The following is a 24,752-nucleotide window of genomic DNA, read 5'->3' as shown; positions in this document are numbered from 1 at the left end:
ACCGCCCTCCGCTCCGGCCGGGCCGGTGGGGAGGGCGGATCGCGTCAGCGGACGACGGTGCGGATCAGCTGCAGGGCGTCAGGCGCTCCACCGCCTCGGACAGCGTGTCCGTGCTGCCGAGCAGGATCACCTGCGTCGCCTTGGACGCGGAGATGTCGGCGAGGACCGCCCGGGGCACGCAGGTGGGCTGGACCGCGAAGAGCGGGCTCCCGGTGTAGCCCGCCGCCGTGGCTCCGGCCAGGGCGTCGGGGAACTTCTCACCGGTCGCGAGGTAGACGGTCTTCGCCGAGGTGAAGGCCGCCTTGTTCAGCTTCTCCGAGGTGTCGTACCGGTCGGTCCCGCCGATGCGGGTGATCACCGGGCCCGTGATCGAGCGCTCGATGCCGGTGCTGACCGAGAGCGAGGAGCCCGCGATTGTCAGCGTCCTGATCTTGAGGCCGCTGATGATCTGCTGGGTGAGGGGGTCCACCGTGGAGCCGGTGCCGTTGGTCAGCACCACCGGAGCGTCCTTCGCGCCGGCCGCGGCGCTGGCGCTCAGAGCGTCGGGGAACTTCTCGCCCGTCGCCAGCCAGGCCCTCGAGGAGCCGGTGGGGAAGGCGTACTGCAGGATCTTCTTCGAGGTGTCGTAGCGGTCGACTCCGCCGAGGCGCGTGATGTTCCTGTTCGTCGCGTACCCGGCCAGGTCGTTGTAGACCTGGCTGCCGACGCTGAGCTCGGAGCCGACGACGACGATCTTCGCGGGCTTGAGACGCGTCAGCTCGGTGCGGACGACCTGGCTCATCGAGTCGCGGTCGACCAGGAGCAGCGGCCCGCCCGCCTTGGCCGCGGCGGGTCCGGCGCTGAGCGCGTCCGGGAAGTTCTGCCCGGTGGCGACGTAGACGACGGGGACGTTCGCCGGGAAGGTGCGCTTGGACACCTCGACCGCGGTGCCCTGACGGTCGGTGCCCGAGATGCGCGAGACGACCGGCGAGCCGGCGGGCGGGGCCGTCGGAGTGGTGGTCGGCGCGGGCGTGACCGGAGGAGTGGTCGGGGTCGGCGTGACCGGCGGGGTGGTCGCGGTGGCCGTCGGGGACGGCGTGACCGGCGGGGTGGTGGCTCCGCTTCCCGTCACACGGACCGCGGCGTCCGACGTGATGGTCGCTCCGCGGGGCTGCTCCACCCTGCCGTTGCTGATGCCGGTGACCTGGAGCAGGCTGCTCACGCGGTCCTTGTAGGCGTCGTAGGCGCTGGACGGGATCGTCACGGTGACCTTGGACTGATCGTTGTCCGCGACCACCTGGGCGGGGATCCGCTCGGTCCTGCTGGGACCGACGTAGGCGGCGAGCCCCTGGAGGTCGTAGAAGCCGGGCTGGTTGGACTCGAGGACGACGGTGTCGCCGCCCTTCACGTCCGGCACCTCAGCGGAGTTGCTGTAGGCGAAGTAGGCGGCGCTGCGCTGGAGCGTCTGCGCGGTCCCGCTGAGGTCGACCCCGCCGACGCCGCCGCTGCCGGAGGCTCCGGCGACGGAGAGGGTGGCCGACGTGGTCAGCTCGTAGCCGCTGTCGACCGGCTGGCCGATCGGCTCCCGGGGGTTCTTGATCGGCTGCTTCTGCGCCGTGATCTGGAGGGCGACGGTTCCACTGCCGAACGAGGCGAGGGGCTGCTTCAGGTCGATGCGGAAGCTGCGGCTCCCGGACGCGAGCTTCGCCGACCCGGCGAGGTCGTAGTCACCGATCGCCCAGTTGTAGGTCGTGAACGCCGGATAGGAACCCGTCGGCCGAGCGGAGTCGGAGAGCGTGACGTCGAGACCGGTGACGTCGCCCGCGACGGGACTGATCTGGGCGGCCGAGAACGTCTCGGTGGTCGACCAGTTGTAGGGACTCGTCAGCGCGACCATCCGGCTCTCCGCGGCGGCGGCCGCTCCGGCTCCTGTCGTCACTCCGAGGACGACGGCTGCCGTGCTCGCGACCGCGATGGCGGTGCGCCTCCACCTCGCTCGCGTCGTCGTCTGCGGTCGGGATGTGGTCATGGCGAGTTCCCCCTCGTCGTGGTCCTCGTGCCGAGCACTCCCGTCGGCACGTCCGTCGCGGTGCCCGCGCTGGGGCACACGTGTCGGTCCGGGCAGCCTAACCGTGCGGAGCGGCGTCCCGGGGAGGGGAGGGCGCCGCCGACCACCGGGATCGTCGACCGGTCCGCCCGCACGAGGCTGTGCTCACGCTCGGATCCGCACCGGTCGGAGTGGTCCTGCAGGAGCGACGGGCGAACTCCGGGCTCTCTCGGGCTCGACGGGCGAGGGGCCTCGTCGAGGATCCTTTCGCCCTTTCCGACCCCGACCGGGGCGCATGGCGGGGCGGTTGCCGGTTGGGTCCGGCGCGTCAGCCCTGGATCGGGGCGGTTCGGCCGACCAGGCAGGCGCCGGTCGCGATCGGTGCCGCGATCACCGCCCGCACCCCGCCGCTCTTCGGGCCGTACTGGCCGATGAGGCACGACTCCCCGAGCTTGACGGAGACCTGCACCGAGTCCGCGTCGAGTCCGACCGAGGTCTCGTCCGCTGTCAGCTGCATCGACTCGCGGGAGAACCCCGCCGCGACGAGAGCGTCGACCACGCTGGAGCCGCTCACCTCCGGATCGGGCTCGGCCGCCGCGCGAAGGGTCTGCTCGAACACGGGGAGGTTCTGCTCCGTCGTCCCGCCCGGCACGAAGGCGACGGGTGCGGCGGACTCCGCCGGTGCCGGCGCCTCGGCCGCGGAGGAGGACACCACGGGGTCCGGCGCCGACGGCGACGTGCAGCCGGAGAGGCAGACGGCGAGACCGCCGAGCACGAGCGCGATGCGGGCCGCTCGGTTCCGTGTCACGCCCGGCTCCTCCCGACCGGGACGGCTCTCGCTCCGGTCCCCCGGATCAGAACGGGGTCTCCCCGGATCCTACCGAGAGACCGGGAGCGCCTCCGCCGACGCCCGCCGCCACCGGCGGCTCTGGCGCGGCATCACCGCGGTCATGGCCCGACGCGCCCCAGTCCCCCGCCGCGGCGCCCTCGCGCGGCGCCTCCTCGCTCCACGCGGGCTCGGCGGCAGGGGCGGGAGCAGAGGCGCGCCCGACGGTCTTCGTGAAGCTGCTGGTCCCCCATGCGAGGTCGTGCCCGATTCCCTCGGCCGTGAGGACCACATCCGTACCGGCCTTGCCTCCCGCCTCCCAGGCCCTCACCCCGAGCCGCCCGGAGACGAGGATCCGGTCGCCGCGCGACAGGGAGGACAGCGCGTTGCCGGCCAGGCCGTTGAACGCGGTGACGGTGTACCAGTTGGTCGAGACGTCGACCCAGCGCTGCTCCGAGCGGTCGTAGCGCCGCTGCGTCGAGGCGAGCCGGAAGCTGGTCATCGCGGTGCCGCTGGAGGTGTCGATGCTCCGGGGCTCGGTGCCGATGGTCCCGATGACGGTCAGGGTGTCGGTCATGGTCGTGTCCTCTCTACTCCTGCCCCGCCACGGCTGCGACGGGCACGGCGCCCGGGCGGAGGGGGCTGGTACCGCTCGGGCGCCGCAGGGCCAGTGTCGCGACGAAGGGCCCGCCTCCGAGGTGGAGGCGGGCCCTTCTGGGGAGAGGACGAGCGGATCGTCCCCTGTGGAGGAGCGTTACGACGCGGTGATGTACCTCGAGTAGGACTTGCGGATCTTGTTCACCTTGGGCAGTGCGACGGCCATGCAGTAGCCCTGGCCCGGGTTCTTCGCGAAGAAGTCCTGGTGGTAGTCCTCGGCGGGGTAGTAGACGCCCAGCGGCGAGATCTCGGTGACGATCGGGCCGTCCCACCACTCGGACGCACGGTCGCGCGCGGTCTCGAACAGCTCCTTCTCCTCGTCGGAGGAGTAGAACATCGCCGAGCGGTACTGCGTGCCGACGTCGTTGCCCTGGCGGTTCAGCTGTCGCGGGTCGTGCAGGGTGAAGAAGACGTCGAGGACGACCTGCTCGGGGATGACCTCGGGGTCGAAGGTGACGGCGACGGCCTCGGCGTGGCCGGTGCGCCCGGAGCAGACGTCCTCGTAGTCGGGCTCGGTCGTGCGGCCGCCGGTGTAGCCGGAGACGACGTCGGTCACGCCGTCGAGGACGCGGTAGACGGCGTCCAGACACCAGAAGCATCCTCCGGCGAGTACGAATGTGCGCATTGCGTGTGACTCACTTCCTGTCGCGTCGACGCGTCCGGGGTGCCGGAGGCGTCAGTCGGTCCAACACGCTCACCGCCCCCTGCATTCCGCGGATCCTCCCCCTGCAATAGAGTCGCGGCGTGAGCTACGACGCCGCCCCCGCCCGCTACGACCGCATGGACTACCGACGCACCGGACGGAGCGGTCTGCTGCTGCCCGCCCTGTCGCTGGGCCTCTGGCACAACTTCGGATCCGACCGCTCCCTCGACACGCAGCGCGCGATCCTCCGCCGCGCGTTCGACCTGGGCGTCACCCACTTCGACCTCGCGAACAACTACGGACCGCCCTACGGCGCCGCCGAGACGGCCTTCGGCCGCATCCTCGCGGAGGACCTCCGCCCGTACCGCGACGAGATCGTCATCTCGTCCAAGGCCGGATACGACATGTGGCCCGGCCCGTACGGGGACGGCGGCTCGCGCAAGTACCTGCTCTCCTCGCTCGACCAGAGCCTGCAGCGGATCGGCGTCGACTACGTGGACGTCTTCTACTCGCACCGGCCGGACCCGGAGACTCCGATCGAGGAGACCATGGGCGCTCTCATCTCGGCGGTGGAGTCGGGCAAGGCGCTCTACGCCGGCATCTCGAACTACTCGCCCGAGCAGACCCGGGCCGCGCAGGCGGCACTGGCGGGCAGCGGAGTGCCGCTCCTCCTGCACCAGCCCCGCTACTCGCTCTTCGACCGCGGACCCGAGGACGGCCTCTTCCCCGTGCTCGACGAGCTCGGCACCGGCTGCATCGTCTTCTCGCCGCTGGCGCAGGGGCTCCTGACGGACCGCTACCTCGACGGCACCGTGCCGGAGGGGTCCCGTGCGGCGACGTCGCGCTTCCTCTCCTCCGACCGGATCGACGAGGCGTACCTGACGCGCGCCCGCGGCCTGAACGCGATCGCGCAGCAGCGCGGCCAGTCGCTGGCCCAGCTCGCCCTGAGCTGGGTGCTCCGGGTGCCCACCGTCACGAGCGCCATCATCGGCGCGTCGAGCGTCGCGCAGCTCGAGCAGAACGTCGCCGCGCTGGACGCCGGCCCCCTCTCGCAGGAGGAGATCGACGCGATCGAGGAGTTCGCGGTGCACGGCACGACCCTGCGCTGACGCCCCGGCGGGGATGTCGGTGGTCGGCCGTAGTCTGCGACAGCACTCGGCCGGTGGGTGCTCCGAGACTCGAGCAGGAGGAACCGATGTCCCTGTCCACGCTGCACGCCACCCGCACCCCGCCGACGCTCACCCGGGTCAACGCCCGGCTGTGGCGCGTGAGCACCGGCTCGGGCGCCGTGGTCGGTCACATCGAGCTGGTCGAGGATCCGCTCGGCGAGCGGTACCGCGCCCGGCTGCTGCGGGCGGGCATGCCCGCCGGCGCCGAGCTCGGCGAGTTCTGGAGCGTCGACGACGCGATCGAGGTCTTCCGCGTCGCCTGACGCGCCGATCCGCCCGGTCGGCGGCGTGCCGACCGGGCCGCGGCGACCGCCCCGGATAGCGTTCGCCCCATGCAGTGGTGGAACGAGTTCATGTCCTGGATCCGCACGAGCGACGGGCACCAGGCGGTCTTCACGGCCGCTGTGGTCCTGCTGGCCGTGGTGGTCGGAGCGATCGTGATCGCCTCCGTCTTCAGAGCGTCCATCGCGCGCCTCATCCGTCAGCAGGATCACGAGCGGAAGAACGCGGTCATCGCGACGCTCGTCGACGCCGCGGTCGACGCCTCGGCCTGGAACGTCCTCAGCAGCCCGGAGCGCGTCCTCAGCGACCGCGCGTCCGCGCAGGCCGAGACGCACCTGCGCCTCCTGCCCGTCAAGGGCTCCGGAGTCGCGGCCAACTGGGCCGCTCACGAGCTCGCCGAGCTGAAGCACACGTCGAGCACCGGCGGCTACCAGACGCAGGCGAGCGTGGGCGAGTTCCGCGACCGTCTCGTGCAGTGGCGGGACAAGCCCGGGCGCGCCCGGAAGGCCTTCCTCGCCGACCTCGAGCGCTGGCGCTTCTCGGAGACGGGTCGAGACCGCTCCGCCGAGTCCGCTCCGTCGTCCGATCGGGCCGCGAGCAACGCCGAGGCCGCTCCCCAGCGCACCGCTCCCCCGGCCGCCGCACCGACCGGCGTCGCACCGACCGCCGTCGCACCGGTCGTCGTCGGCGCGGGCTCCGCCTCCGGCTCTGCAGCCCCGCAGACGCCCACGATCGTCCTCCCCGCGTCGGCCGGGGACGCCTCGCAGGAGGAGACCCGTCGCCTGCTCGCCGACGTCGACCGACTGGAGGTGCCCTCGCGCGAGCGTCCCGTGGAGGAGCTGCCGCCCGTCGACCCGCAGCGCTCGGCTCCTGCCGCCGAGCCGCAGCCGGATGCGGAGCACGACGCGACGCCGTCGGCTCCGGCCGACGGAGACCGCGACGACGTGCCGGCCGATGACGAGGCCGTCGTCCGGGCGGACGAGGCCCGGTTCGAGCGGTCCGCCTCGGACGACGACCGAGGCCAGGAGCGCAGCTCGGTCTGAGTGCTCCCGACCACGAGAAGAAGGCCCCGATCGCGAGTGCGATCGGGGCCTTCTCCGTGGTGCGGGCGGTGCGTGTACTGACTAGCTGTGTGCATCACGTGCACGGGCGACTCGGCCGACCAGTACGGCGAGGGGCGCCGCGACGATCGTCCACGCGACGGCGATTCCACCGAGGATGGCGAGGAGCAGCATGGTCGTACCTCCGTTCGTTACGTCGTTGTAATTCCGGACACCCCAAGACTAGGTGCCTGAATGACACTCAAACGACATCGGGTGGGAAACACGCCGGTGTTGCCTCCGATTTGCCGGTGTGTTACTGGTGCAACCTCCGCGAGTCCTCGTCCGAGGGTCACCGGAGCGGAGGAAAACCCCGTGGGTGCCGGGATCCCCGGACGCCGGGCGAGTCGACCCCCGCGGGACTCCTCACCCGTGGAACACTGTCCCCTCGTGAGCAGTACGCCTCCCGGCTGGTATCCGGATCCAACCCGCGTTGGCACGATGCGGTACTGGGATGGTGAAGCCTGGACACCTCACATGGCTCCGGCGGCGCCGACCGTCATCGAGATCCGACGGACGCCCGGGAACGGTCCGGCCGTCACGGCTCTAATCCTGGGGATCCTCAGCGCGCTTCCCACCCTCACAATCTTCCTCACCCCCCTCGCAATACCGACGGCCGTCCCCGGCGTCGTATTCGGCATTGTCGGCATCGTCCGATCCACCAGGGTCGGCGGGAGAGGTCGCGCGCTCGCCCTCTGGGGGTTGTGCCTCTCGGCTGCGCCTCTCACCCTGCTCGTCTTCCTGTGGGTAGCAGGGTCCGTCCTTCGCTGAGGCCGGAACCGCCCCACGACCGCGGCGCAAGACAGGGCTCCGATCCGATGGTGCCCCCGGCAGGAATCGAACCTGCGACCAAGAGATTAGAAGGCTCCTGCTCTATCCGCTGAGCTACGGGGGCGGACTCCGACCACGATACCGAAGCGCAGAGGCCGCGCCCGCCGGGGCCTAGGCGCCCCGGACGAGTCCCAGCACTCCCACGACCAGGGAGACCACGGCGAGGGCGAGCGACACGCCGATGAGCACCGTGTGCACGCGGAGGAAGGTCGTCGCGCGACCGTCCGCGTCGCGCGCCCGCGGGTCCTTGCGGACGCGGCGGAGGAAGGGCGGCCAGACGATCGCGTTCCACACGGCGTTGACGATGAGGAGGCAGCAGGCGAGCGTGATCACGAGGGTCCAGTGTAGGAGGAGCGGGACGGCCGGACCGGGTGTCGGCGGCCGCCGATAGACTGCCCCGCATGAGTAGCGCCCCCGACCGTCTTGTCTGGATCGACTGCGAGATGACGGGGCTCGACCTCTCCGTCGACGAGCTCGTCGAGATCGCCGTCGTCGTCACCGACTTCGAGCTGAACCCGCTCGACGAGGGGCTCTCCCTCGTCATCCGGCCCGACGCGACCGCGCTCGAGAACATGGGCGACTTCGTCCGGTCGATGCACGAGACCTCCGGCCTGCTGGTCGAGATCCCCTCCGGCGTCAGCGTCGCGGAGGCCGAGTACGAGGTGCTGGAGTACGTGCTGAAGCACGTCCCGGCCGAGCAGCAGGCCCCCCTCGCCGGCAACTCGATCGGCACCGACCGCGCCTTCCTCGCGAAGTTCATGCCGCGCCTCGACGGCCACCTGCACTACCGCAACGTCGATGTCAGCACGATCAAGGAGCTGGCACGGCGCTGGTTCCCGCGCATCTACTTCAACGCGCCCAAGAAGCACGGCGGACACCGCGCTCTCGCCGACATCCTCGAGAGCATCCGCGAGCTGCAGTACTACCGCCGTGCCGTGTTCGTGGAGCAGCCGGGGCCGAGCACCGCCGAGGTGCAGGCCGTGTCGGCCGCCGTCGTGGACGAGTTCGCCTCGCGGATGTAGTACTCTCGTACAGTTGCTTCGGCGGGTCACCCCGCCGGAACACGCTCCTGGTGGGTATAGCTCAGTTGGCAGAGCGCCTGGTTGTGGTCTAGGAGGTCGCGGGTTCGAGCCCCGTTACTCACCCCAGTGGCTGTGCATGCAGCGGAAGAGGCCCGGAGTTCCGACTCCGGGCCTCTTCGCACATCCGGCGACCGGCAGCGATCGCCGACGCAGAGAGGTCCCGGATGCTCGAGCTGGACGAGGACGCCTTCGAAGCCCTGGTGATCTCCGAGCTCGACGCGCTCCCGGACGACATGGTCGACGGGCTCGACAACGTCGTGTTCGTCGTGGAGGACCGGCCCGAGGACGGGACCCTGGATCTGCTCGGCTACTACGACGGCGTCGCCCTCACCGAGCGTGAGCGCTACGGCTTCGGCGAGATGCCCGACCGCATCGTGCTGTTCCGCGAGCCGCACCTCGCCGCGTGCGACGATCTGGACGCGCTGCGCGACGAGATCCACGTCACGCTCGTCCACGAGATCGCCCACTTCTACGGCATCGACGACGACCGGCTGCACGAGCTCGGCTGGGCCTGATCACCGCCGAGGGCGAGCCTCCCACCGGCATCCGCGCGTCGCCGCGCTCGGAGGGGACCCCTCAGCCGCGCACCGCTCCCCCGCCGCCCGTGTCCAGCACGAGGTCGGCGTTCTCCCGGGGCCGCTCCCGAGCGCAGTAGGACCGGAAGTCGCGGTCCCAGGCGTCCCAGTGCGGAGCGAAGAGCTCGCCGTCGCGCTCGAGCGCGCGCACGCGCCGCACCTCGTCGTCGGCCTCCAGCCAGACCACTAGATCGGCGTGGCGGCGCGCGGCGGCGCCGGCCGATCCGCAGCCCTCGAGCACGAGAAGCGTCTCGCGGACGACGCGGCGCCCGGCCGTCGTCCCCGCGGCCCAGTTCCAGGGCCGCCAGTGCGCCGCGAGGCCGAGGCCGTGGGGGCGGACGAGCGTCCCGGCCGTCTCCCGCGACGCCCGGTCCAGGCCCGTCCAGCCGGGGTAGAGGTCGTCCATCCGCACGAGCGCGACCGACGGTGCCGCCGGCGCGAGACGGAGCTGCTCGACCAGCGCGCGCGCGAACGTCGACTTGCCGGAGCCGCTCGGTCCGTCCAGCAGCACAGTCCGACGCCGCCGCGCGATCACGGAGCGGGCGAGGTCGCCCGCCGTGTGATCCGTCAGCGGCAGGATCCGCTCAGCCATGCAGGACGAAGCTCCAGGAGCCGGTGACGACGGCGGCGGTCACGGCGACGGCAGCGATGAGCACTCCGCCCGCGAGCAGCAGGAGGTCGCCGGCTCCGAGGCGCGACTGCCGCGCCCAGGTGCGCGGGACGCCGGAGCCGAAGCCCTTCGCCTCCATCGCCGTCGCGAGCCTGCTCCCCCGCCGGATGGCCAGCACGAGCAGCGAGAACGTGCGGGCCGCGAGGCTGCGGAGCGCCTCGACGGGCCCGCGGCCGTCGGCGACCCCACGGGCCCGGCGGGCCATCGACAGGGTGCGCCAGTCGTCGACGAGCAGACCGACGAGCCGCATGCCGGCGAGAGCGCCGAGCACGAAGCGCGAGGGCAGGCGCAGGATCTGCGCGAGGCCGTCCGCCAGGTCCGTCGGGTCGGTGGTGGCGATGAGGACCACGCTCGGCAGTCCGATCGCCAGGACGCGCAGCGCGATGGCCAGCCCGAGGGCGACGGATCCCTCTGTGACCGACACGATGAGGAACTCCGCGTAGACGGCGCCGCTGTCGCGCCCGTAGAGGACTGTCGAGAGGCCGGCGAGCGGAGCCGCGATCCAGACGGGAGCCGTCCGCCGCACGAGCTCACCCGCCCGGAGCCCCGCGAAGGGCAGAACCAGCAGCTCGAGCGCCAGTGCTGTCGCCGCGGAGACCGCATCGACCGTGAGGAGGAGCGCGAACGCGATGACCAGGCTGGCGAGGAGCTTGGCGACCGGGTTGGCCCGGGCGATCCGGCTGCGCGCGGGAACGGAGTCGAGGAGCGTCATCCCGACACCGCCTCGCGGGCGCCGAGGATGACGACCGAGTCGGCGAGGGCGGCGACCAGCGCCTCGTCGTGGGTGACGGCGAGCACCGCCGTGCCCGCGTCGCGCTGCTCGGCGAGGAGGTCGACGAGCACCTCCCAGGTCAGGCGGTCCTGCCCGAAAGTCGGCTCGTCGAGGACGAGCACGGACGGCGACCGGGTGAGGGCGGACGCGACGGCCAGGCGCCGCTTCTCGCCTCCGGAGAGGGTGAACGGATTGGCGTCGGCGAGGTGCGCGAGGCCGAGGCGCTCCAGGAGCTCCTCCGCCCGATGCCGCTCCGTCTCGTCGCGGGCGCCCAGCGCGAGCTCGGCGCGCACGCGAGCGGTGAGGAACTGGTGCTCCGGCTCCTGGAACACCATCGCGATCCGTCCGGCGAGCTGAGCCGAGGTCCAGCGGATCGGCTCCGGGCCCGCACCGGCGCGGAGCGACTCGGAGGCGGTCACCCGCCCCGCGACCGGCGGCAGGAGACCGGCCAGCGTGAGCGCGAGGGTCGACTTCCCCGCGCCGTTGGGTCCCAGCACGGCCGTGGCCCGCGCGGAGTCGACGGCGAGCTCGAGCCCCGAGGCCACGATGGTCGAGCGGCGGCGCCCGAGGACGGGCCGGCCGATGGCGAGGTCGTGCGCGCTCAGGGCGGCGGGCGAGGGCAGCACGCTCGCCCCGCGCCGGGCGGGGGTGTCACCGGGCAGCCAGACGCCGGAGGCGCGGAGCACGTCGTGCGTTCGATCGAGGACCTCGACCGGAGCGCCGTCGGCGACGACCGCGCCGTCCCGCCCGAGCACCACGACCCGGTCGACGAGGCCGACCCACACGTCGACCCGGTGCTCGACGACGATCAGCGTCGCCCCCGTGCGGGCGGCCGTGCGCTCCACCGCCGCCCGCACCTCGCGTACACCGTCCGGATCGAGGTTGGCGGTGGGCTCGTCGAGGAGCAGGAGCCGCGGACGCATGGCGAGCACACCCGCCAGGGCGAGCCTCTGCTTCTGCCCGCCCGAGAGCGCCGAGGTGGAGTGGTCCAACGGCACGTCGAGCCCGACGTCGCCGAGTGCCTCCCGCACCCGCGCGGGGATCTCCTCGCGCGGCACGCCGAGGTTCTCGCAGGCGAACGCGACGTCGTCGCCGACCCGCGCCAGGACCGCCTGAGTGTCCGGATCCTGCAGCACGAGTCCCGCGACACCGCGCCGGGTGAGCGGCGCGGCTCCGTCGATCTCGAGCTCGCCCGCCGCGGAGCCGTCCTCCTCCCCGCCGAGGACGCCGGCCAGGGCGTGCAGCAGCGTGCTCTTTCCCGCGCCGGAGGGGCCGAGGAGCAGCACGCGCTCCCCCGGCTCCAGCGCGAGATCGAGGCCGGAGAGGGCGTCGCGGGAGCGTCCCGCGTGCCGCCAGCTCCAGCCCCGCGCCCGGACGTAAGCGCCGCTCATCGAGCGCCCGCGCCGGCTCCCTCGACCGTCCGGCCCTCGCGCCCGGAGGCGAAGCGGTCCAGCGCTCCCGAGGCCGCGAGCCCCCGCACCGCGAACCAGGACAGCAGCCCGGCCAGGAGCGCGCCCGAGACGATCGAGGAGGCGACGTAGACGGTCTTGAAGAGCGCGTCGTTGACGGCGTAGTACGACAGCAGGTCGTTGATCGCGAGGGCCAGCCCGGCACCGGCACCGGCCAGCATCGCGACGAGCGGACGGCCGCTGCGGTAGAGGAAGAGCGCCAGGACGATCTCCGCGCCGAGCCCCTGCACGAGTCCGGAGATCAGCACGGTGAAGCCCCACTGGGTGCCGATCAGGGCCGACACGGCCGCGGCGACCAGCTCGGTGTAGAGCGCGGCTCCGGGCTTGCGGATGATCAGGCCGCCGAGGACGCCGGCGAAGAGCCAGCCGCCGCCGAGGAGCCCGCCGAGCCCGGGCAGGAACTCGAAGGCGAGGCCGAGGACGTTCGTCGCCAGGCCCCAGGCCCAGAAGACGATCCCGCTCGCGACGGCGACGACGCTCGCCACCACGATGTCGACGACCCGCCAGCGCAGATCGCGCCGGGCCGGGGCGGAGGAGGTGAGGTTCTGCGCGTTCGTGTTCTGCGCGTTCGTGTTCTGCGCGTTCGTGTTCTGCGCGTTCGTGTTCTGCACTGACGTGCCCTTTCGTGGAAGCGAATGGAGGGCACGGGTTGGTAAGAGGAGATCGAAACGTTCCTTCGCTGGCATGACCCAGATCAGGTTCGACGGTCGAAGGCTGCTGCCTTCCTCTCAGCCCGGTGCACCGGACTCCCGTGTTCGTCGGCAATCATAGACGTCATGTCGTGGTCGGTGGTCGTCGTCCTGGCCGTGCTGCTGATCGTCCTGCTGCAGGCCCTGCTCTGGCAGCGCCGTGCGCGGATCCGCCGCGAGCTGCTCAGCTACGGCACGCGGGTGCCGGCGCGCGTCGTCGGGCCGGATCCGGCACGCGGCGATCGCGATTCGGCACGGGATCTGGGCAGGCTCCTGGTCGTCTACCGGACCGCCGAGGGTGTGGAGAAGCGCGCGCAGAAGTACCCGCTGAAGCGGGGGGACGCGTGGATGGCCGGTGAGCCCGCCGCGGTGATCTACGACCCCCGCCGGCCGGACGACGCCGAGCGTCTGATCGTCGGCTTCGGCCGGACGAAGAAGAAGTGGTACCCCGCGCGCCAGCAGCGCGCCAGCTGACGCGGGGCCGCTCCGGCTACTTCTTGAGGGCGCGGATGATGCGCGCGAGGGCCTTGCCGGTCACCCACACGAAGGGGATGCCGACGGCGAGGACCGAGATAACGTTCGGCTGGAACCGCAGGCCGAGGTCGTCCTTGATGTACGCGCCGATCGGGATGACCGTGGCGCCGCCGCCTCCGCCGCCGCCCTCCTGGCCGTCCTCGGAGCCGCTGCCTCCGCCGAAGCCGAACCAGCGGAGGGCGACGGGGACGAGCGAGACGCCGTCGACGGTGACGGGCTCGCCGTAGATCGTCGCGGTACCCGCGGTGGTGACGGTGTCGGCCAGGGAGACTGCGATGTTGGGCATGGTGCGACGGTACTCCGCGGCTCTCCGCGGCGACAAGCGGCCCGCCGGGGCGCACAGGACTCGTCCATGGACCTCCGGGGACCTGCTGCCATGATCGACGGATGTCCGCCCGCACCCGCCGCCGCCGCCCCGTGCGCTCGGCCGCGGTGGCGGTCGCGAGCCTCGTGCTCGCCGCCTTCCTCGCCTTCCACCGCGCGCTGCCCGATCCGATCGGCTGGCTGTCGGTCCTCGAGGTCGGGATCCCGTGGACGGGGCTCGTCGTGTTGCTCCTCATCGCGGCCGCGGCGGCCCTCCGGTCGCGCCGGACGGCGGCCGCGGTCACCGTGCTGGCGATGGTCTACGGCGTGCTGGTGCTGCCGGTCGCGCTTCCGGCGCCGGCCGTGCGCTCCGGCTCGTTCACCGTCGTCAGCCAGAACATCGAGACGAGCGGCGACGCCGGTGGGCTGGCCGCCTCGCTCGCCGCCCGCGGCCCCGACGTGATCGCGCTGCAGGAGCTCGACGGAGACGCCGTGGACGCGGTCGACGCCGAGCTGGCCGACGAGTATCCGTACTCGTCCGTCTCGAGCACCGTCGGCGTCTGGAGCCGGACCGAGCTGACCGACGAGGAGCCGCTCGACCTCGGTCTCGGTTGGGAGCGCGCGCTCGCCGTCGACGTCGACACGCCGGTCGGCAGCGCGCGCCTGTTCGTGGTGCACCTGGCCTCGTTCCGGCCGGGCGACCACGAGGAGCGGGACACCATGCTCTCGAACCTCGCCACCGCTCTTCGAGACGACGCGTCGGAGCGGACACTGGTCATCGGCGATTTCAACACGCCGACGGACGACCACCTGTTCGCTCCGGTGCTGGCGGAGGCGGGTCTCGTCCGCACGGGTGGAGTCGGCTTCCCGGCGACCTGGCCGTCCCTGCTGCCGCTCGTCTCGCTCGACCACGCGCTCGCCGACGGCGTCACCGCCGCGATCGTCGCGGTCCTGCCGCCGAACGGCTCCGACCACCGCCCGATCAGTCTGACGATCGGTTCCGCGTAGCGAGCGTGTCGCTGAGGTCGATCCCCTTGGCCGACTCGGGAGCCGACCGGGACAGGAGCGAGGCGGGACGCACGGCCCCGGAGCCGAAGCGGGCGGCCACGCCGTCGACCGCGAGCTCCGCGTCGCGCCAGTCGTCGGAGTCGCTCCACAGGGAGAACGCGACGTCGTCGCCCTCGACCAGCTGCTCGCCGCGCACGCCGATCAGCCGCACGGGCCGCCGCATCGGGTTGGCCGCCTCGAGGAGCGCGGAGGAGGCCTCGTAGAGGACCCGGGCCACGTCCGTCGCCTCGACGAGCGTGCGGGAGCGGGTGAGGGTGCTGAAGTCGCCGAAGCGCACCTTCACCGCGACGGTGCGGCAGCGCACTCCCGAGCGGCGCATCCGCACGGCGACCTTGTCGCAGAGCCGCAGCAGCTCACGACGGACGAGCTCGGGGTCGGCCACGTCGTCGGCGAACGTGATCTCGTGTCCGGCGCTCTTCTCGATCTGGCGGGTGTCGACCGGCCGCGGATCCACCCCGTTCGCCAGGGCGTGCAGGCGCCTCCCGGTCGCCTCGCCGAGAGCGGACACCAGCGACGGCAGCGGGGTGGTCGCGACGTCGGCGACGGTGCGCAGACCGCGGCGCAGAAGCGCCTCCTCCGTGCTCGCGCCGACTCCCCACAGCGCGCTCACGGGCAGCGGATCGAGGAACTCGCGGACGCCGTCGGCGGGGACGACCAGCAGACCGTCGGGCTTGGAGCGGCCGGAGGCGAGCTTGGCGACGAACTTGGTGCTGGCGATCCCGACCGAGCAGGTCAGTCCGAGCTCGGCGTGCACCCGGCGGCGGATCTCGGTGCCGATCGCGAACGGTGAGCCCGAGATGCGGCGGGCACCCGCGACGTCGAGGAACGCCTCGTCGATGCTCAGACGCTCGACCAGCGGCGTGAAGGAGTCGAAGATCGCCATGACGCGGCGAGAGGCCTCGCGGTAGCGCTCCATGTGCGGCTCGAGGACCACGGCCTGCGGGCAGCGGCGGAGGGCGACCGCCATGGGCATCGCCGAGTTGACGCCGTAGCGGCGCGCCTCGTACGTCGCCGCTGTGACGACGGAGCGCGCTCCGTGGTGGCCCACGATGACCGGCCTCCCGCGCAGATCCGGCCGGTCGAGCAGCTCGACGGAGGCGAAGAACGCGTCCATGTCGATGTGCATGATGCTCGCGCGCGGGTCGTCGAAGGGCTCGGTCGTGACCTGCCGCCCCGTGCCGTCCTGCTTGCTCATGCGGTGCCGTCCTGCTCGCTCACGCCGCGCCGTCCTGCCTGCTCACGCCGCTCCGTCCTGCTCGCCCACGCCTCGGGACATGCTCGCACGCACCACCGACATCGGCCGCTCGACCGCTGCGCCCGGGCCGGCCGGGAATGAGCGCCGACCACTCGCGGTTGACCCGAGCACCACGACGCTCCGGAGAGACCATGACGCACGAGCACCCCGACTCCCCCACCGCCACCGAGACCGGCCCCGGCGCCGAGATGAGCCGCTGGCTCGATCTGCAGGACCGCGCCCACCGCGCCTTCGAGCTCCGGCTGAGCGCCGTCGAGGACTGGTCGGCCCCCACGCCCGACACCGAGTGGGACACGCGCGCGCTCGTGCTGCACGTCGTCCGCGAGCAGCAGCGCGCGCACACGCTCCTCTCGGGGGGCGACGAGTCGGCGCTGCGCCTCGAGTCCGTCGCCACCGATCTGAGGAGCGAGTGGCGTCGCGTGACCGACCGCCTGCGCGACGCTGTCCGCACCGTCGACCCGGCTGCGACCGTGCAGCTGGGGCGCGACACCGTCAGCGCCGTCGAGCTGCTGCAGGAGCAGACGGCAGATGTGACCGTCCACGCCTGGGACCTCGCCCGCGCGACCGGCAGCGACGAGCGGCTGGACGAGGAGCTCGTCGCAGCGGTCTGGGAGCTCTTCGCACCCCAGGAGGAGACCCTGCGCGCGAGCGGCCTCTACGCCGCGCCCGTGCCGGTCGACGACGCCGCCTCCCTCCAGAGCCGCCTGCTCGCCATCACCGGACGCGACGACCGCCTCGCCGCCTGACGGCCCGGCGCCCGAACGCCGTCAAGGCCTGGGGCGTCCAGGGACGCCGCGGCAGGATGGAGGGGACCACGAACACGGGGCGACCCGCCCCGACGAGGAGAGGAACGTCCATGACACGCATCGCCGTCATCGGAGCCCACGGCAAGGTGGGGCAGCAGATCCTGCACCTGCTCTACGACGCCGGCCACGAGTCGGTCGGAGTGATCCGCAACCCCGATCACGCCGAGGACATCGTCCGGCTGGGCGGCGAGCCGCTCGTGCACGACCTCGAGGACACCACGCCCGAGGCCTTCGCCGAGGCGCTGGGCCACGTCGACGGCATGGTCTTCACCGCCGGAGCCGGACCCGACTCGGGCCCGGAGCGCAAGCGCACCGTCGACCTGGGGGCGTCCGTCCTCAGCCAGAAGGCCGCCGCGATCGTCGGGGTCCAGCACTTCGTGCAGGTCAGCGCGATCGGTGTGGACGAGCCGCTCCCCGAGGACACGCAGGAGGGCTGGAAGGCCTACGTCGAGGCCAAGCGCGACGCCGACGCGGCACTGCGCGACTCCGGCCTCGACTACACGATCCTCCGCCCGGGCGGGCTGACGGACGACGAGGGCACCGGCACGATCACGCTCGGCACCTCCGTCGAGAAGGGGAGCATCCCGCGAGCGGACGTCGCCGCGACGGTGATCGCCGCCCTGGCGCAGCCGACCTCCATCGCGAAGACGTGGGAGATCGTCTCCGGTCCCACCGCGATCGAGGACGCGGTGGCTCAGGGAGCCTGAGCCCCGGCACCTCCTCCTAGAGTGGGGCGGGTGAGCACCCACCCGCCCCGCCCCTGGATCCGCAGCTACGCGCCCGGCGTGCCGACGGAGCTCGAGCTCCCGACCGGCTCGCTCGTCGACATCGTCACCGATTCGGCCGAGCGCTATCCCCACCAGGTCGCGCTCGAGTTCTTCGGCCGTTCGACCAGCTACTCCCAGCTCGCCGACGAGGTGGAGCGGGCCGCCGAGGGACTCCGCCGCCTGGGCGTTCGCGCGGGCGATCCGGTCGCCCTCGTCCTCCCGAACTGCCCGCAGCACGTCGTCGCCTTCTACGCCGTCCTCCGGCTCGGCGCCGTGGTGGTCGAGCACAACCCGCTCTACACCCCGCGCGAGCTGCGCCACCAGTTCGAGGACCACGGCGCTCGTGTCGCGATCGCCTGGAACCGCGTCGTGCCGACGGTGCAGGACCTCCCGGCCGATCTCGGCGTCGAGACCGTCGTCGCCGTCGACCTCACCCGCGCGATGCCCGCCTCGATGCGCGCAGCCCTCCGCCTGCCGCTGAAGAAGGCCCGGGAGTCGCGCGCCGCGCTGACCGGGCCGGTCCGCGGTGCGATCGAGTGGGAGTCGCTGCTGAGGCGGCGGATCGACCCGGCGCACCCGCGCCCGGTCGCGGAGGACCTCGCGGTCATCCAGTACACGAGCGGCACGACCGGCACGCCCAAGGGCGCCGAGCTGACCCACGCGAACCTGACGGCGAACGCCGCCCAGTCGCGCGCCTGGGTGCCGACGGTCCGCCGCGGCGACTGCGTGGTCTACGCGGTGCTCCCCATGTTCCACGCCTACGGGCTGACGCTCTGCCTCACCTTCGCGATGAGCATGGGCGCGCGCCTGGTGCTGTTCCCGAAGTTCGACCCGGAGCTGGTGCTGAAGGTCGTCAAGAAGCACCCCGCCACCTTCCTCCCGGCCGTTCCGCCGATCGCGGAGCGCCTGGCGCGCAGCGCGCAGCAGCGGGGCGTCTCCCTGCGCGGCATCGAGATCGCCATCTCCGGCGCGATGCCGCTCGACCCGGCGCTGGTCGACTCGTTCGAGGCGCTGACCGGAGGCACGCTCGTCGAGGGCTACGGCCTCTCGGAGACCTCTCCGGTCCTGATGGCCAACCCGGTCGGTCCGACGCGACGCGCCGGGACGGTCGGGCTCCCGCTGCCCGGCACCGACGTGCGGATCGTCGACCCCGAGGATCCCGACACGGAGGTGGCGACCGGCGAGCAGGGCGAGCTGGTCGTGCGCGGTCCGCAGGTGTTCCGGGGCTACCACCGCAAGCCCGACGAGACGGCGGCGACCTTCACCGGCGACGGCTGGTTCCGCACCGGCGACATCGCGACGATCGACGAGGACGGCTTCGTGCGCATCGTCGACCGGATCAAGGAGCTCGTGATCACGGGCGGCTTCAACGTCTCGCCGTCCGAGGTGGAGGAGGTGCTGCTCCGCCTGCCCGAGATCAAGGAGGTGGCGGTGGTCGGCCTGCCCGATCCGCGCAGCGGCGAGTCCGTGGCGGCGGCGGTCGTCCTGGAGCCGGGCGCGCAGCTCGACGTCGCAGCCGCCCGCAAGGCCGTCAGGGAGGCGCTGACGCCCTACAAGGTGCCCAAGCGGATCACCGTCGTCGACGAGCTGCCGCGGAGCATGATCGGCAAGGTCCTCCGCCGCCAGGTGAAGGCCATGCTGACCGACGAGGACTAGCCCGGAACGAGCGAGGGCCCCCGACCACTGTCCGTGATCGGGGGCCCTCTGCAACGAGGCTAGAAGCCGAAGTCGCCGCCTCCGAAGTCGCCGCCCCCGCCGAAGTCGCCTCCGCCACCGAAGTCGCCGCCGCCGGAGTCGCCCCAGCCGCCGCCGTCTCCGGCGTCCGCACCGGAGGCGTCCGCACCTCCCGCATCCGCTCCGCCGTCGGCCGAGGCGTCTCCCCCGCCGTCACCGCCGGCGTAGTCGCCTCCCGCGTCGGGGAGGAACGCGCCCGCGATGGCCGAGCCGATCGCGAACCCGGCGATCGTGCCGAGCATCGAGGAGGCGAGGACGCCGCCGAAGCCCATGCCTCCGCCGCCGGAGAAGCGCCGCTCCATGAATCCGGGCTGGCGCAGCTCGCTCCGCGTGGCGGACTGGGCGAGCGTGCGGGGGTCGTCGTCCTTCGGCGCGTCGCCGACAGGGGCCCCCTCGCTGAGCTCTCGGAAGACCTGCTGGCGCTGCTCCGGGGTCAGCTGCTCGAAGGCCTCGCGGTGCACCTGCTCGATCGCCTCGGGCGGCGCGGTGCGGAGGAGGTAGCGGTAGCGCTCGATGGCACGCTCATCGTCGGTGCGCGGAGACGTCGCCGGAGGGGAGCCGTACTCGGGCCTGCGGTCCGCGGCCTGCGGCGGCGCGTACGTCGAGCGGCGTGCGCTCTCGGGCTGCTCGTCGCGGCCCAGCAGTCGGTCCAGGAATCCCATGATCTCCTCCTCGGCGCCCGACGGACGCACACCGCCACCGTAGGCCTCCCACCGCTCCGGGTGCTGAGCGTTCTCTCAGAGGCTGCTCGGAGCGGGGGCCTCGGTCACTTCTGCTTCGGGATGACCACCCACATCACGAGGTAGGCGATGATCTGCGGCCCCGGGAGGAGGCACGAGAGCACGAACAGGAGACGCACCACGAAGGGGCTCCAGCCGAATCGGCGGGCGAGACCGGCACAGACGCCGGCGATGATCCTGCCCCGACGGGGGCGCACGAGAGTAGCCATGACTCCACTCTGGCGCAGGGCGCCTGAGCGGGGCATCCGGGAAACCCCCTAGGTCTGCGCGGGAGTCCCGTCGAGCTCCTCGGGCCGGAACGCTCCGACCGAGCGGGCGAAGGCGGCGGCGCGCTCGGCGTCGGCCTCCGGCCAGACCACGTGGAAACGCTCGAAGACCACGTCGCCGATGCCGCCCGGTGAGACGCGGGCGAAGTAGCGGCGGTGCCCGTCGAGCCAGGAGGCGCGCGTGCGGTCCCCCTCGCCCTCGGCCCAGGCGAACGCGTCGTCGACGGAGTCGAGCGGACCGGTCCGCACCTCATCCGTCACGAGCACGACACGCGCCGCTCCCGCGCCGTCGCAGACGATCCAGTGCTCGCCCGCGACGGGCGCCCCCTCCTCGGCGAGGGACGCCGTGGCCGTCTTCACTCCGCGCCGCACGAGGCCCAGCAGCTCGTCCGCCATCGCCGTGCTGTCGCCGAACGCCTCGACCGGCGGGAGCGCCTCGTCGACTCCCGGATGTGCGGAGCGGTACTCCGCCCAGAGGAGCGCCGCCGAGGCGGCGTCGGGGTCGGGGAGGGCGGTGCGCTCCGGCGCGGCGGGCACGAGCGCCACGATGTTCGCCCCGGCCAGGGAGGCGGGATCGTCGGGGTGGTTGTCGGGCGTGGTGACCGTGTCGAAGGGCCAGTGCTGCTGGAGCCAGCGGCGCGCGTAGGCGTCGAGCTCCTCCTCGAGCCGCGAGCCCCGGACGGCGGGGACGACCCACCAGGAGGCCTCGGCGGAGTCGCCGCCGCCGGGCCGGACGCTCAGAGCGCCCAGCGCCTCGGTGCGGTCCGGGCCGACGAGCAGGAACGCGTGCGCTCTGCCCGCACGCGACTCCTCCTCGAGGCGCAGGAGACCGCGCACGTCGTCGCCGAGGGACGCCGACGGCAGGGCGGCCGGATCGTCCCCGCGGAGGAGAGCCGCGAGCCACGGTCGCTGCTCGCCGATCACCGCGTGCAGGAGGTCCGCATCGCTCGAGACGAGAGGACGCAGGAGGGCGCCCGCCGGCAGCTCGAGCCGCGCGGGAAGGGGCGCGTCGCCGGTTCCACCGCTCATGACCGCACCTCCCCGCGCACCGGCTCAGCCGGCCGCGCGCTCCAGCACGAGCTCGCGGACGCGGGCGGCGTCGGCCTGCCCCTTCATGGCCTTCATCACGGCACCGATCACGGCACCGGCGGCCTGAACCTTGCCGTCGCGGATCTTCGCGAGCACGTCGGGCTGCGAGGCCAGTGCCGCATCGATCGCCTCGATGAGCGCTCCGTCGTCCGAGACGACCGCGAGTCCCCGGGCGTCGACGACCTCCTGCGGGGTGCCCTCCCCCGCGATGACGCCCTGGAGGACCTCGCGGGCGAGGCGGTCGGTCAGCGTGCCGCTCTCGATCAGACCGGCGAGCTCGGCGACCTGCGCCGGAGTGACCAGGGAGGCCGGGTCCTCGCCCGCCGCGTTCGCGAGGCGCGCGATCTCCCCGGTCCACCACTTGCGGGCCGCCTGCGGAGCGGCTCCCGCGGAGACGGTCTCGGTGATCTCGACCAGCAGGCCGCTGTTGGCGACGTCCTGGAACTCGAGGTCGGTGAAGCCCCACTCCTGCTTGAGGCGGCGGCGGCGGTCGGCGGGCTTCTCGGGGAGCGCGGCGCGCAGCTCCTCGATCATCTCGGGGCTCGGCACCACCGGGAGCAGGTCAGGCTCCGGGAAGTAGCGGTAGTCGTCGGCGTCGCTCTTGGGCCGGCCCGCGGAGGTGCGGCCGGTGTCCTCGTGCCAGTGGCGCGTCTCCTGCGTGATCGTGCCGCCCGCGGCGAGGATCGCCGCCTGGCGCTGGATCTCGTAGCGGACGGCGCGCTCGACCGAGCGGAGCGAGTTGACGTTCTTGGTCTCGGTGCGGGTTCCGAGCTTCTCCTGGCCGATCGGGCGGAGCGAGACGTTCGCGTCGCAGCGCAGGTTGCCGCGCTCCATCTTGGCGTCCGAGATGCCGAGCGCCAGCACGATGTCGCGGATCGTCGCGACGTAGGCCTTCGCGTACTCGGGCGCGCTCTTCCCCGCGCCGTAGATCGGCTTCGTGACGATCTCGACGAGCGGGACCCCCGCGCGGTTGTAGTCCACGAGCGAGTACTCGGCGCCCTGGATGCGGCCGGTGGCGCCGCCGACGTGCGTGAGCTTGCCGGCGTCCTCCTCCATGTGCGCGCGCTCGATCGGGATCTGCACGAGCGAGCCGTCGGCCAGCTCGATCTCGACCGAGCCCTCGAAGGCGATCGGCTCGTCGAACTGCGAGATCTGGTAGTTCTTCGCCAGGTCCGGGTAGAAGTAGTTCTTGCGCGCGAAGCGGCTGGACGGGGCGATCGAGCAGCCCAGGGCGAGGCCGAGGCTGATCGAGTAGCGGACGGCCTGCTCGTTCACGACCGGCAGCGAGCCCGGGAGGCCGAGGTCGACCGGGGTCACGTTCGTGTTGGGCTCGGACCCGAACTCGTTCGGCGCGTCCGAGAACATCTTGGTCTTCGTGTTGAGCTCGACGTGCACCTCGAAGCCGAGCACCGGCTCGAAGGTCTCGAAGACCTCGTCGTAGTCCATCAGCTCGGGAGCGGACGTGTGCGCGGAGGCCATCAGACGGCACCTTCCTCGGTCGCGGAGAGCACGGAGTGGGTCAGGTCGGGGGCCTGCGCGAGGAGCGGGCGGCCCCACTTCTCCTCGAGCAGCGCCTCGAGCGCGGCGCCCACGGTGTAGAGGCGCACGTCCTCCCGGGCGGGAGCGAGGAACTGGATGCCGACGGGCAGCCCGTCCTCGTCGGCGAGGCCGGCGGGGACGGAGATGCCGGGGATGCCGGCCAGGTTCGCCGGGATGGTCGCGACGTCGCCGCGGTACATCGCCAGCGGGTCGTCGAGCTTCTCGCCGAGGCGGTAGGCGGTCGTCGGTGCCGTCGGCGAGGCGATCACGTCGACGTCCGCGAAGGCCGCGTCGAAGTCCCGCTGCACCAGGGTCCGGACCTTCTGCGCGCTGCCGTAGTAGGCGTCGTAGTAGCCGGCCGAGAGGGCGTAGGTGCCGAGGATGATCCGGCGCTTGACCTCGGGGCCGAAGCCCTGCTCGCGGGTCGCGGACATGACCTGCTCGACCGTGCCGCCGCCCTCCGGCGTGACCCGGAGGCCGAACCGGACCGAGTCGAACTTGGCGAGGTTGCTGGAGGCCTCCGCGGGGAGGATCAGGTAGTAGGCGGCGACCGCGTGCTCGACGCTCGGGAGGCTCACCTCGACGACCTCGGCTCCGGCGCCCTGAAGGATCTCGAGCGCCTCGTGGAAGCGCGCCAGCACGCCGGGCTGGAAGCCCTCGCCGCCGTCGAGCTCCTTGACCACGCCGATCCGGAGGCCCGTCACGTCGGCGCGGCGCACCGCGTCGGCGAAGGAGGGCCAGGAGTCGCGCAGCGACGTCGAGTCGCGCGGGTCGTGGCCCGCGATGACGTCGTGCAGCAGCGCGGAGTCGAGGACCGTCCGGGAGACGGGGCCGATCTGGTCGAGGCTCGAGGCGAGCGCGATCGCTCCGTAGCGGGACACGCCGCCGTAGGTCGGCTTCACGCCGACGGTGCCGGTCACGTGCGCGGGCTGACGGATCGATCCCCCGGTGTCGGAGCCGAGGGCCAGGGGCGCCTCGTAGCTCGCGACGGCCGCGGCGGACCCGCCGCCGGAGCCGCCGGGGATGCGGTCGAGGTCCCACGGGTTGTGGGTGGGGCCGTAGGCGCTGCGCTCGGTGGTCGAGCCCATCGCGAACTCGTCCATGTTGGTCTTGCCGATCGGGACCAGCCCGGCCTCGCGGACCTTGCGCATGACGGTCGCGTCGTAGGGCGGGCGCCAGCCCTCGAGGATGCGGGAGCCGCTCGTGGTCGGCATGTCGTTCGTGACGATGACGTCCTTGACCGCGAGAGGCACCCCGGCGAGGGGGTGCAGCGACTCGCCGTCGGCCCGCCGGCGGTCGATCGCCTCGGCGGACGCGACCGCGCCCTCGCGCGCGACGTGGAGGAAGGCGTGGACCGCTCCGTCGACCGCGTCGATGCGCTCGAGGTGGGCGCGGGTGGCCTCGACCGAGGAGACCGAGCCGTCGGCCAGCTTCTCGGAGAGGGCGGACGCGCTGAGGCGGACGAGCTCGTCGCCGTGCGCGCTCACTGCTCCTCCCCCAGGATCGCGGAGACCTGGAAGCGGCTGCCGTCGTGCTCGGGCGCGCCGGAGAGGGCCTGCTCGAGCGTGAGGGTCTCGCCGACCACGTCGGGCCGGAAGACGTTCTCGAGCGGGATCGGGTGGCTGGTCGCCGGCACGTCGGGCGTGGCGACGGCCTGGACCGCGCGCACGGAGTCGACGATCTGGCCGAGCTCCCTGGTGAGGCTCCCGATCTCGTCGGAAGTGAGGTCGATCCTGGCCAGCTGGGCCAGATGGGCGACCGTGTCGGCCGTGATCTCGGACATGCGTCTCCGTCTGGTGGTTCGGGGGGATTTCCGGCCGCCAGTCTACTCGGCGCGCCCGCACCGACTCCGCCCGTGCC

28 protein-coding genes, 2 tRNA genes and 1 riboswitch are annotated in these 24,752 nt (G+C 72.6%); of the genes, 12 read left to right on the top strand and 18 right to left on the bottom strand.

What is annotated here, in order from left to right; all coding sequences use genetic code 11:
• Positions 1-64: 64 nt before the first annotated feature.
• The 4 genes from C5D50_RS11890 to msrA form a co-directional block, all read right to left on the bottom strand.
• On the bottom strand, positions 65-2,008 hold the full coding sequence (locus C5D50_RS11890) for a cell wall-binding repeat-containing protein (RefSeq protein ID WP_104283592.1): 1,944 nt from the start codon (positions 2,006-2,008) through the stop codon (positions 65-67).
• A gap of 346 nt (positions 2,009-2,354) precedes the next feature.
• Complete coding sequence (locus C5D50_RS11885; protein ID WP_104283591.1) at positions 2,355-2,834, bottom strand: DUF6993 domain-containing protein; 480 nt, start codon at positions 2,832-2,834, stop codon at positions 2,355-2,357.
• 46 nt (positions 2,835-2,880) lie between these two features.
• Entirely contained in the window at positions 2,881-3,429 is a 549-nt protein-coding gene (locus tag C5D50_RS11880; protein ID WP_104283590.1) for a single-stranded DNA-binding protein, read from the bottom strand.
• A gap of 177 nt (positions 3,430-3,606) precedes the next feature.
• The gene (gene msrA, locus C5D50_RS11875; RefSeq protein WP_104223713.1) at positions 3,607-4,134 is read right to left on the bottom strand and encodes a peptide-methionine (S)-S-oxide reductase MsrA; all 528 of its coding nucleotides are present in this window, start codon (positions 4,132-4,134) and stop codon (positions 3,607-3,609) included.
• Between the two features lie 119 nt (positions 4,135-4,253).
• Between msrA and C5D50_RS11870 the strand changes: the two genes are divergently transcribed.
• The 4 genes from C5D50_RS11870 (at position 4,254) to C5D50_RS11855 (ending at position 7,474) form a co-directional block, all read left to right on the top strand.
• Complete coding sequence (locus tag C5D50_RS11870) at positions 4,254-5,261, top strand: aldo/keto reductase (RefSeq protein WP_104283589.1); 1,008 nt, start codon at positions 4,254-4,256, stop codon at positions 5,259-5,261.
• An 86-nt stretch (positions 5,262-5,347) separates the two neighbouring features.
• The gene (locus C5D50_RS11865) at positions 5,348-5,584 is read left to right on the top strand and encodes a hypothetical protein (RefSeq protein ID WP_104223715.1); all 237 of its coding nucleotides are present in this window, start codon (positions 5,348-5,350) and stop codon (positions 5,582-5,584) included.
• 69 nt (positions 5,585-5,653) lie between these two features.
• A complete protein-coding gene (locus C5D50_RS11860; RefSeq protein ID WP_104283588.1) occupies positions 5,654-6,646 on the top strand; it encodes a hypothetical protein in 993 nt (330 codons plus the stop codon).
• A 252-nt stretch (positions 6,647-6,898) separates the two neighbouring features.
• On the top strand, positions 6,899-7,474 hold the full coding sequence (locus tag C5D50_RS11855; protein WP_104283587.1) for a DUF2510 domain-containing protein: 576 nt from the start codon (positions 6,899-6,901) through the stop codon (positions 7,472-7,474).
• Positions 7,475-7,522: 48 nt separating this feature from the next.
• On the opposite strand, the gene C5D50_RS11850 is transcribed toward C5D50_RS11855, so the two are convergent.
• Together C5D50_RS11850 and C5D50_RS11845 are read right to left on the bottom strand one after the other, a co-directional pair.
• A tRNA-Arg gene (locus tag C5D50_RS11850) sits at positions 7,523-7,598 on the bottom strand.
• Between the two features lie 47 nt (positions 7,599-7,645).
• A complete protein-coding gene (locus C5D50_RS11845; RefSeq protein ID WP_104223717.1) occupies positions 7,646-7,867 on the bottom strand; it encodes an SCO4848 family membrane protein in 222 nt (73 codons plus the stop codon).
• Between the two features lie 68 nt (positions 7,868-7,935).
• On the opposite strand from C5D50_RS11845, the gene orn reads away from it, so the two are divergent.
• From orn to C5D50_RS11830, 3 genes are all read left to right on the top strand, one after another.
• On the top strand, positions 7,936-8,556 hold the full coding sequence (gene orn / locus C5D50_RS11840; protein ID WP_104223718.1) for an oligoribonuclease: 621 nt from the start codon (positions 7,936-7,938) through the stop codon (positions 8,554-8,556).
• 50 nt (positions 8,557-8,606) lie between these two features.
• A tRNA-His gene (locus tag C5D50_RS11835) sits at positions 8,607-8,682 on the top strand.
• A gap of 98 nt (positions 8,683-8,780) precedes the next feature.
• Entirely contained in the window at positions 8,781-9,131 is a 351-nt protein-coding gene (locus tag C5D50_RS11830; RefSeq protein WP_104223719.1) for a metallopeptidase family protein, read from the top strand.
• 61 nt (positions 9,132-9,192) lie between these two features.
• Here the strand turns inward: C5D50_RS11830 and C5D50_RS11825 are convergent, their stop codons facing one another.
• Genes C5D50_RS11825 through C5D50_RS11810 form a run of 4 tightly spaced genes read right to left on the bottom strand, consistent with a single transcriptional unit; the run spans position 9,193 to position 12,713 of the window.
• Positions 9,193-9,783 carry an AAA family ATPase gene (locus C5D50_RS11825; protein WP_219813621.1) on the bottom strand — a complete coding sequence of 197 codons (591 nt, stop codon included), beginning with the start codon at positions 9,781-9,783 and terminating at the stop codon, positions 9,193-9,195.
• The gene (locus C5D50_RS11820; protein WP_104223720.1) at positions 9,776-10,573 is read right to left on the bottom strand and encodes an energy-coupling factor transporter transmembrane protein EcfT; all 798 of its coding nucleotides are present in this window, start codon (positions 10,571-10,573) and stop codon (positions 9,776-9,778) included. Before C5D50_RS11820 ends, C5D50_RS11825 begins: the two co-directional genes overlap by 8 nt.
• Positions 10,570-12,024, bottom strand: coding sequence for an ABC transporter ATP-binding protein (locus tag C5D50_RS11815; protein WP_104283586.1), 1,455 nt, complete (start codon positions 12,022-12,024; stop codon positions 10,570-10,572). The genes C5D50_RS11820 and C5D50_RS11815 overlap by 4 nt, the downstream gene beginning before the upstream one ends.
• Positions 12,021-12,713, bottom strand: a complete 693-nt coding sequence (locus C5D50_RS11810; RefSeq protein ID WP_374953318.1) for an ECF transporter S component — start codon at positions 12,711-12,713, stop codon at positions 12,021-12,023. The genes C5D50_RS11815 and C5D50_RS11810 overlap by 4 nt, the downstream gene beginning before the upstream one ends.
• Positions 12,714-12,756: 43 nt before the next feature.
• A riboswitch (TPP riboswitch) is annotated at positions 12,757-12,864 on the bottom strand.
• A 14-nt stretch (positions 12,865-12,878) separates the two neighbouring features.
• Between C5D50_RS11810 and C5D50_RS11805 the strand changes: the two genes are divergently transcribed.
• Positions 12,879-13,265: a DUF3592 domain-containing protein gene (locus C5D50_RS11805; RefSeq protein ID WP_104223723.1), complete on the top strand. Its 387-nt coding sequence runs from the start codon at positions 12,879-12,881 to the stop codon at positions 13,263-13,265.
• A gap of 16 nt (positions 13,266-13,281) precedes the next feature.
• On the opposite strand, the gene C5D50_RS11800 is transcribed toward C5D50_RS11805, so the two are convergent.
• A complete protein-coding gene (locus tag C5D50_RS11800; protein WP_104223724.1) occupies positions 13,282-13,611 on the bottom strand; it encodes a hypothetical protein in 330 nt (109 codons plus the stop codon).
• Between the two features lie 101 nt (positions 13,612-13,712).
• On the opposite strand from C5D50_RS11800, the gene C5D50_RS11795 reads away from it, so the two are divergent.
• Positions 13,713-14,636 (top strand): endonuclease/exonuclease/phosphatase family protein, encoded by a 924-nt coding sequence (locus C5D50_RS11795; RefSeq protein WP_104283585.1) that lies wholly within the window; start codon positions 13,713-13,715, stop codon positions 14,634-14,636.
• On the opposite strand, the gene dinB is transcribed toward C5D50_RS11795, so the two are convergent.
• Complete coding sequence (gene dinB, locus C5D50_RS11790; protein WP_104226745.1) at positions 14,611-15,891, bottom strand: DNA polymerase IV; 1,281 nt, start codon at positions 15,889-15,891, stop codon at positions 14,611-14,613. The two genes, C5D50_RS11795 and dinB, sit on opposite strands and share 26 nt — an antisense overlap.
• 191 nt (positions 15,892-16,082) lie before the next feature.
• On the opposite strand from dinB, the gene C5D50_RS11785 reads away from it, so the two are divergent.
• The 3 genes from C5D50_RS11785 to C5D50_RS11775 all read left to right on the top strand — a co-directional run bounded on the left by C5D50_RS11785 (position 16,083) and on the right by C5D50_RS11775 (position 19,180).
• Positions 16,083-16,697, top strand: a complete 615-nt coding sequence (locus C5D50_RS11785; protein WP_258069609.1) for a TIGR03086 family metal-binding protein — start codon at positions 16,083-16,085, stop codon at positions 16,695-16,697.
• 110 nt (positions 16,698-16,807) lie between these two features.
• On the top strand, positions 16,808-17,464 hold the full coding sequence (locus C5D50_RS11780) for an SDR family oxidoreductase (protein ID WP_104283584.1): 657 nt from the start codon (positions 16,808-16,810) through the stop codon (positions 17,462-17,464).
• A 30-nt stretch (positions 17,465-17,494) separates the two neighbouring features.
• The gene (locus C5D50_RS11775) at positions 17,495-19,180 is read left to right on the top strand and encodes a long-chain-fatty-acid--CoA ligase (protein WP_104289014.1); all 1,686 of its coding nucleotides are present in this window, start codon (positions 17,495-17,497) and stop codon (positions 19,178-19,180) included.
• Between the two features lie 59 nt (positions 19,181-19,239).
• Here the strand turns inward: C5D50_RS11775 and C5D50_RS11770 are convergent, their stop codons facing one another.
• The 6 genes from C5D50_RS11770 to gatC form a co-directional block, all read right to left on the bottom strand.
• Complete coding sequence (locus tag C5D50_RS11770) at positions 19,240-19,920, bottom strand: hypothetical protein (RefSeq protein WP_104232676.1); 681 nt, start codon at positions 19,918-19,920, stop codon at positions 19,240-19,242.
• 104 nt (positions 19,921-20,024) lie between these two features.
• Positions 20,025-20,207 (bottom strand): PspC domain-containing protein, encoded by a 183-nt coding sequence (locus C5D50_RS11765; protein WP_104223873.1) that lies wholly within the window; start codon positions 20,205-20,207, stop codon positions 20,025-20,027.
• Positions 20,208-20,255: 48 nt separating this feature from the next.
• Positions 20,256-21,293 carry an ASCH domain-containing protein gene (locus tag C5D50_RS11760; protein ID WP_104254940.1) on the bottom strand — a complete coding sequence of 346 codons (1,038 nt, stop codon included), beginning with the start codon at positions 21,291-21,293 and terminating at the stop codon, positions 20,256-20,258.
• 24 nt (positions 21,294-21,317) lie between these two features.
• Positions 21,318-22,832, bottom strand: coding sequence for an Asp-tRNA(Asn)/Glu-tRNA(Gln) amidotransferase subunit GatB (gene gatB / locus C5D50_RS11755; protein WP_104283580.1), 1,515 nt, complete (start codon positions 22,830-22,832; stop codon positions 21,318-21,320).
• Positions 22,832-24,379, bottom strand: coding sequence for an Asp-tRNA(Asn)/Glu-tRNA(Gln) amidotransferase subunit GatA (gene gatA / locus C5D50_RS11750; RefSeq protein ID WP_104247609.1), 1,548 nt, complete (start codon positions 24,377-24,379; stop codon positions 22,832-22,834). Before gatA ends, gatB begins: the two co-directional genes overlap by 1 nt.
• On the bottom strand, positions 24,376-24,675 hold the full coding sequence (gene gatC, locus C5D50_RS11745) for an Asp-tRNA(Asn)/Glu-tRNA(Gln) amidotransferase subunit GatC (protein WP_104223877.1): 300 nt from the start codon (positions 24,673-24,675) through the stop codon (positions 24,376-24,378). Before gatC ends, gatA begins: the two co-directional genes overlap by 4 nt.
• Positions 24,676-24,752: the final 77 nt, after the last annotated feature.

The organism is Rathayibacter sp. RFBD1 (assembly GCF_002932915.1).
Lineage (GTDB): Bacteria > Actinomycetota > Actinomycetes > Actinomycetales > Microbacteriaceae > Rathayibacter.
Note: the sequence above shows the minus strand (reverse complement) of the source record. Positions and strands in the feature narration are given on the sequence as shown.

Bases quoted from the DNA above. Each gene is read 5' to 3' on its own strand.
- C5D50_RS11890 (WP_104283592.1), bottom strand. From the start codon at position 2,008: ATGACCACATCCCGACCGCAGACGACGACGCGAGCGAGGTGGAGGCGC.
- C5D50_RS11880 (WP_104283590.1), bottom strand. From the start codon at position 3,429: ATGACCGACACCCTGACCGTCATCGGGACCATCGGCACCGAGCCCCGG.
- msrA (WP_104223713.1), bottom strand. From the start codon at position 4,134: ATGCGCACATTCGTACTCGCCGGAGGATGCTTCTGGTGTCTGGACGCC.
- C5D50_RS11865 (WP_104223715.1), top strand. From the start codon at position 5,348: ATGTCCCTGTCCACGCTGCACGCCACCCGCACCCCGCCGACGCTCACC.
- C5D50_RS11860 (WP_104283588.1), top strand. From the start codon at position 5,654: ATGCAGTGGTGGAACGAGTTCATGTCCTGGATCCGCACGAGCGACGGG.
- C5D50_RS11855 (WP_104283587.1), top strand. From the start codon at position 6,899: ATGACACTCAAACGACATCGGGTGGGAAACACGCCGGTGTTGCCTCCG.
- orn (WP_104223718.1), top strand. From the start codon at position 7,936: ATGAGTAGCGCCCCCGACCGTCTTGTCTGGATCGACTGCGAGATGACG.
- C5D50_RS11830 (WP_104223719.1), top strand. From the start codon at position 8,781: ATGCTCGAGCTGGACGAGGACGCCTTCGAAGCCCTGGTGATCTCCGAG.
- C5D50_RS11825 (WP_219813621.1), bottom strand. From the start codon at position 9,783: ATGGCTGAGCGGATCCTGCCGCTGACGGATCACACGGCGGGCGACCTC.
- C5D50_RS11820 (WP_104223720.1), bottom strand. From the start codon at position 10,573: ATGACGCTCCTCGACTCCGTTCCCGCGCGCAGCCGGATCGCCCGGGCC.
- C5D50_RS11815 (WP_104283586.1), bottom strand. From the start codon at position 12,024: ATGAGCGGCGCTTACGTCCGGGCGCGGGGCTGGAGCTGGCGGCACGCG.
- C5D50_RS11805 (WP_104223723.1), top strand. From the start codon at position 12,879: ATGTCGTGGTCGGTGGTCGTCGTCCTGGCCGTGCTGCTGATCGTCCTG.
- C5D50_RS11800 (WP_104223724.1), bottom strand. From the start codon at position 13,611: ATGCCCAACATCGCAGTCTCCCTGGCCGACACCGTCACCACCGCGGGT.
- C5D50_RS11795 (WP_104283585.1), top strand. From the start codon at position 13,713: ATGTCCGCCCGCACCCGCCGCCGCCGCCCCGTGCGCTCGGCCGCGGTG.
- dinB (WP_104226745.1), bottom strand. From the start codon at position 15,891: ATGAGCAAGCAGGACGGCACGGGGCGGCAGGTCACGACCGAGCCCTTC.
- C5D50_RS11785 (WP_258069609.1), top strand. From the start codon at position 16,083: ATGACGCACGAGCACCCCGACTCCCCCACCGCCACCGAGACCGGCCCC.
- C5D50_RS11780 (WP_104283584.1), top strand. From the start codon at position 16,808: ATGACACGCATCGCCGTCATCGGAGCCCACGGCAAGGTGGGGCAGCAG.
- C5D50_RS11770 (WP_104232676.1), bottom strand. From the start codon at position 19,920: ATGGGATTCCTGGACCGACTGCTGGGCCGCGACGAGCAGCCCGAGAGC.
- C5D50_RS11765 (WP_104223873.1), bottom strand. From the start codon at position 20,207: ATGGCTACTCTCGTGCGCCCCCGTCGGGGCAGGATCATCGCCGGCGTC.
- C5D50_RS11760 (WP_104254940.1), bottom strand. From the start codon at position 21,293: ATGAGCGGTGGAACCGGCGACGCGCCCCTTCCCGCGCGGCTCGAGCTG.
- gatB (WP_104283580.1), bottom strand. From the start codon at position 22,832: ATGGCCTCCGCGCACACGTCCGCTCCCGAGCTGATGGACTACGACGAG.
- gatC (WP_104223877.1), bottom strand. From the start codon at position 24,675: ATGTCCGAGATCACGGCCGACACGGTCGCCCATCTGGCCCAGCTGGCC.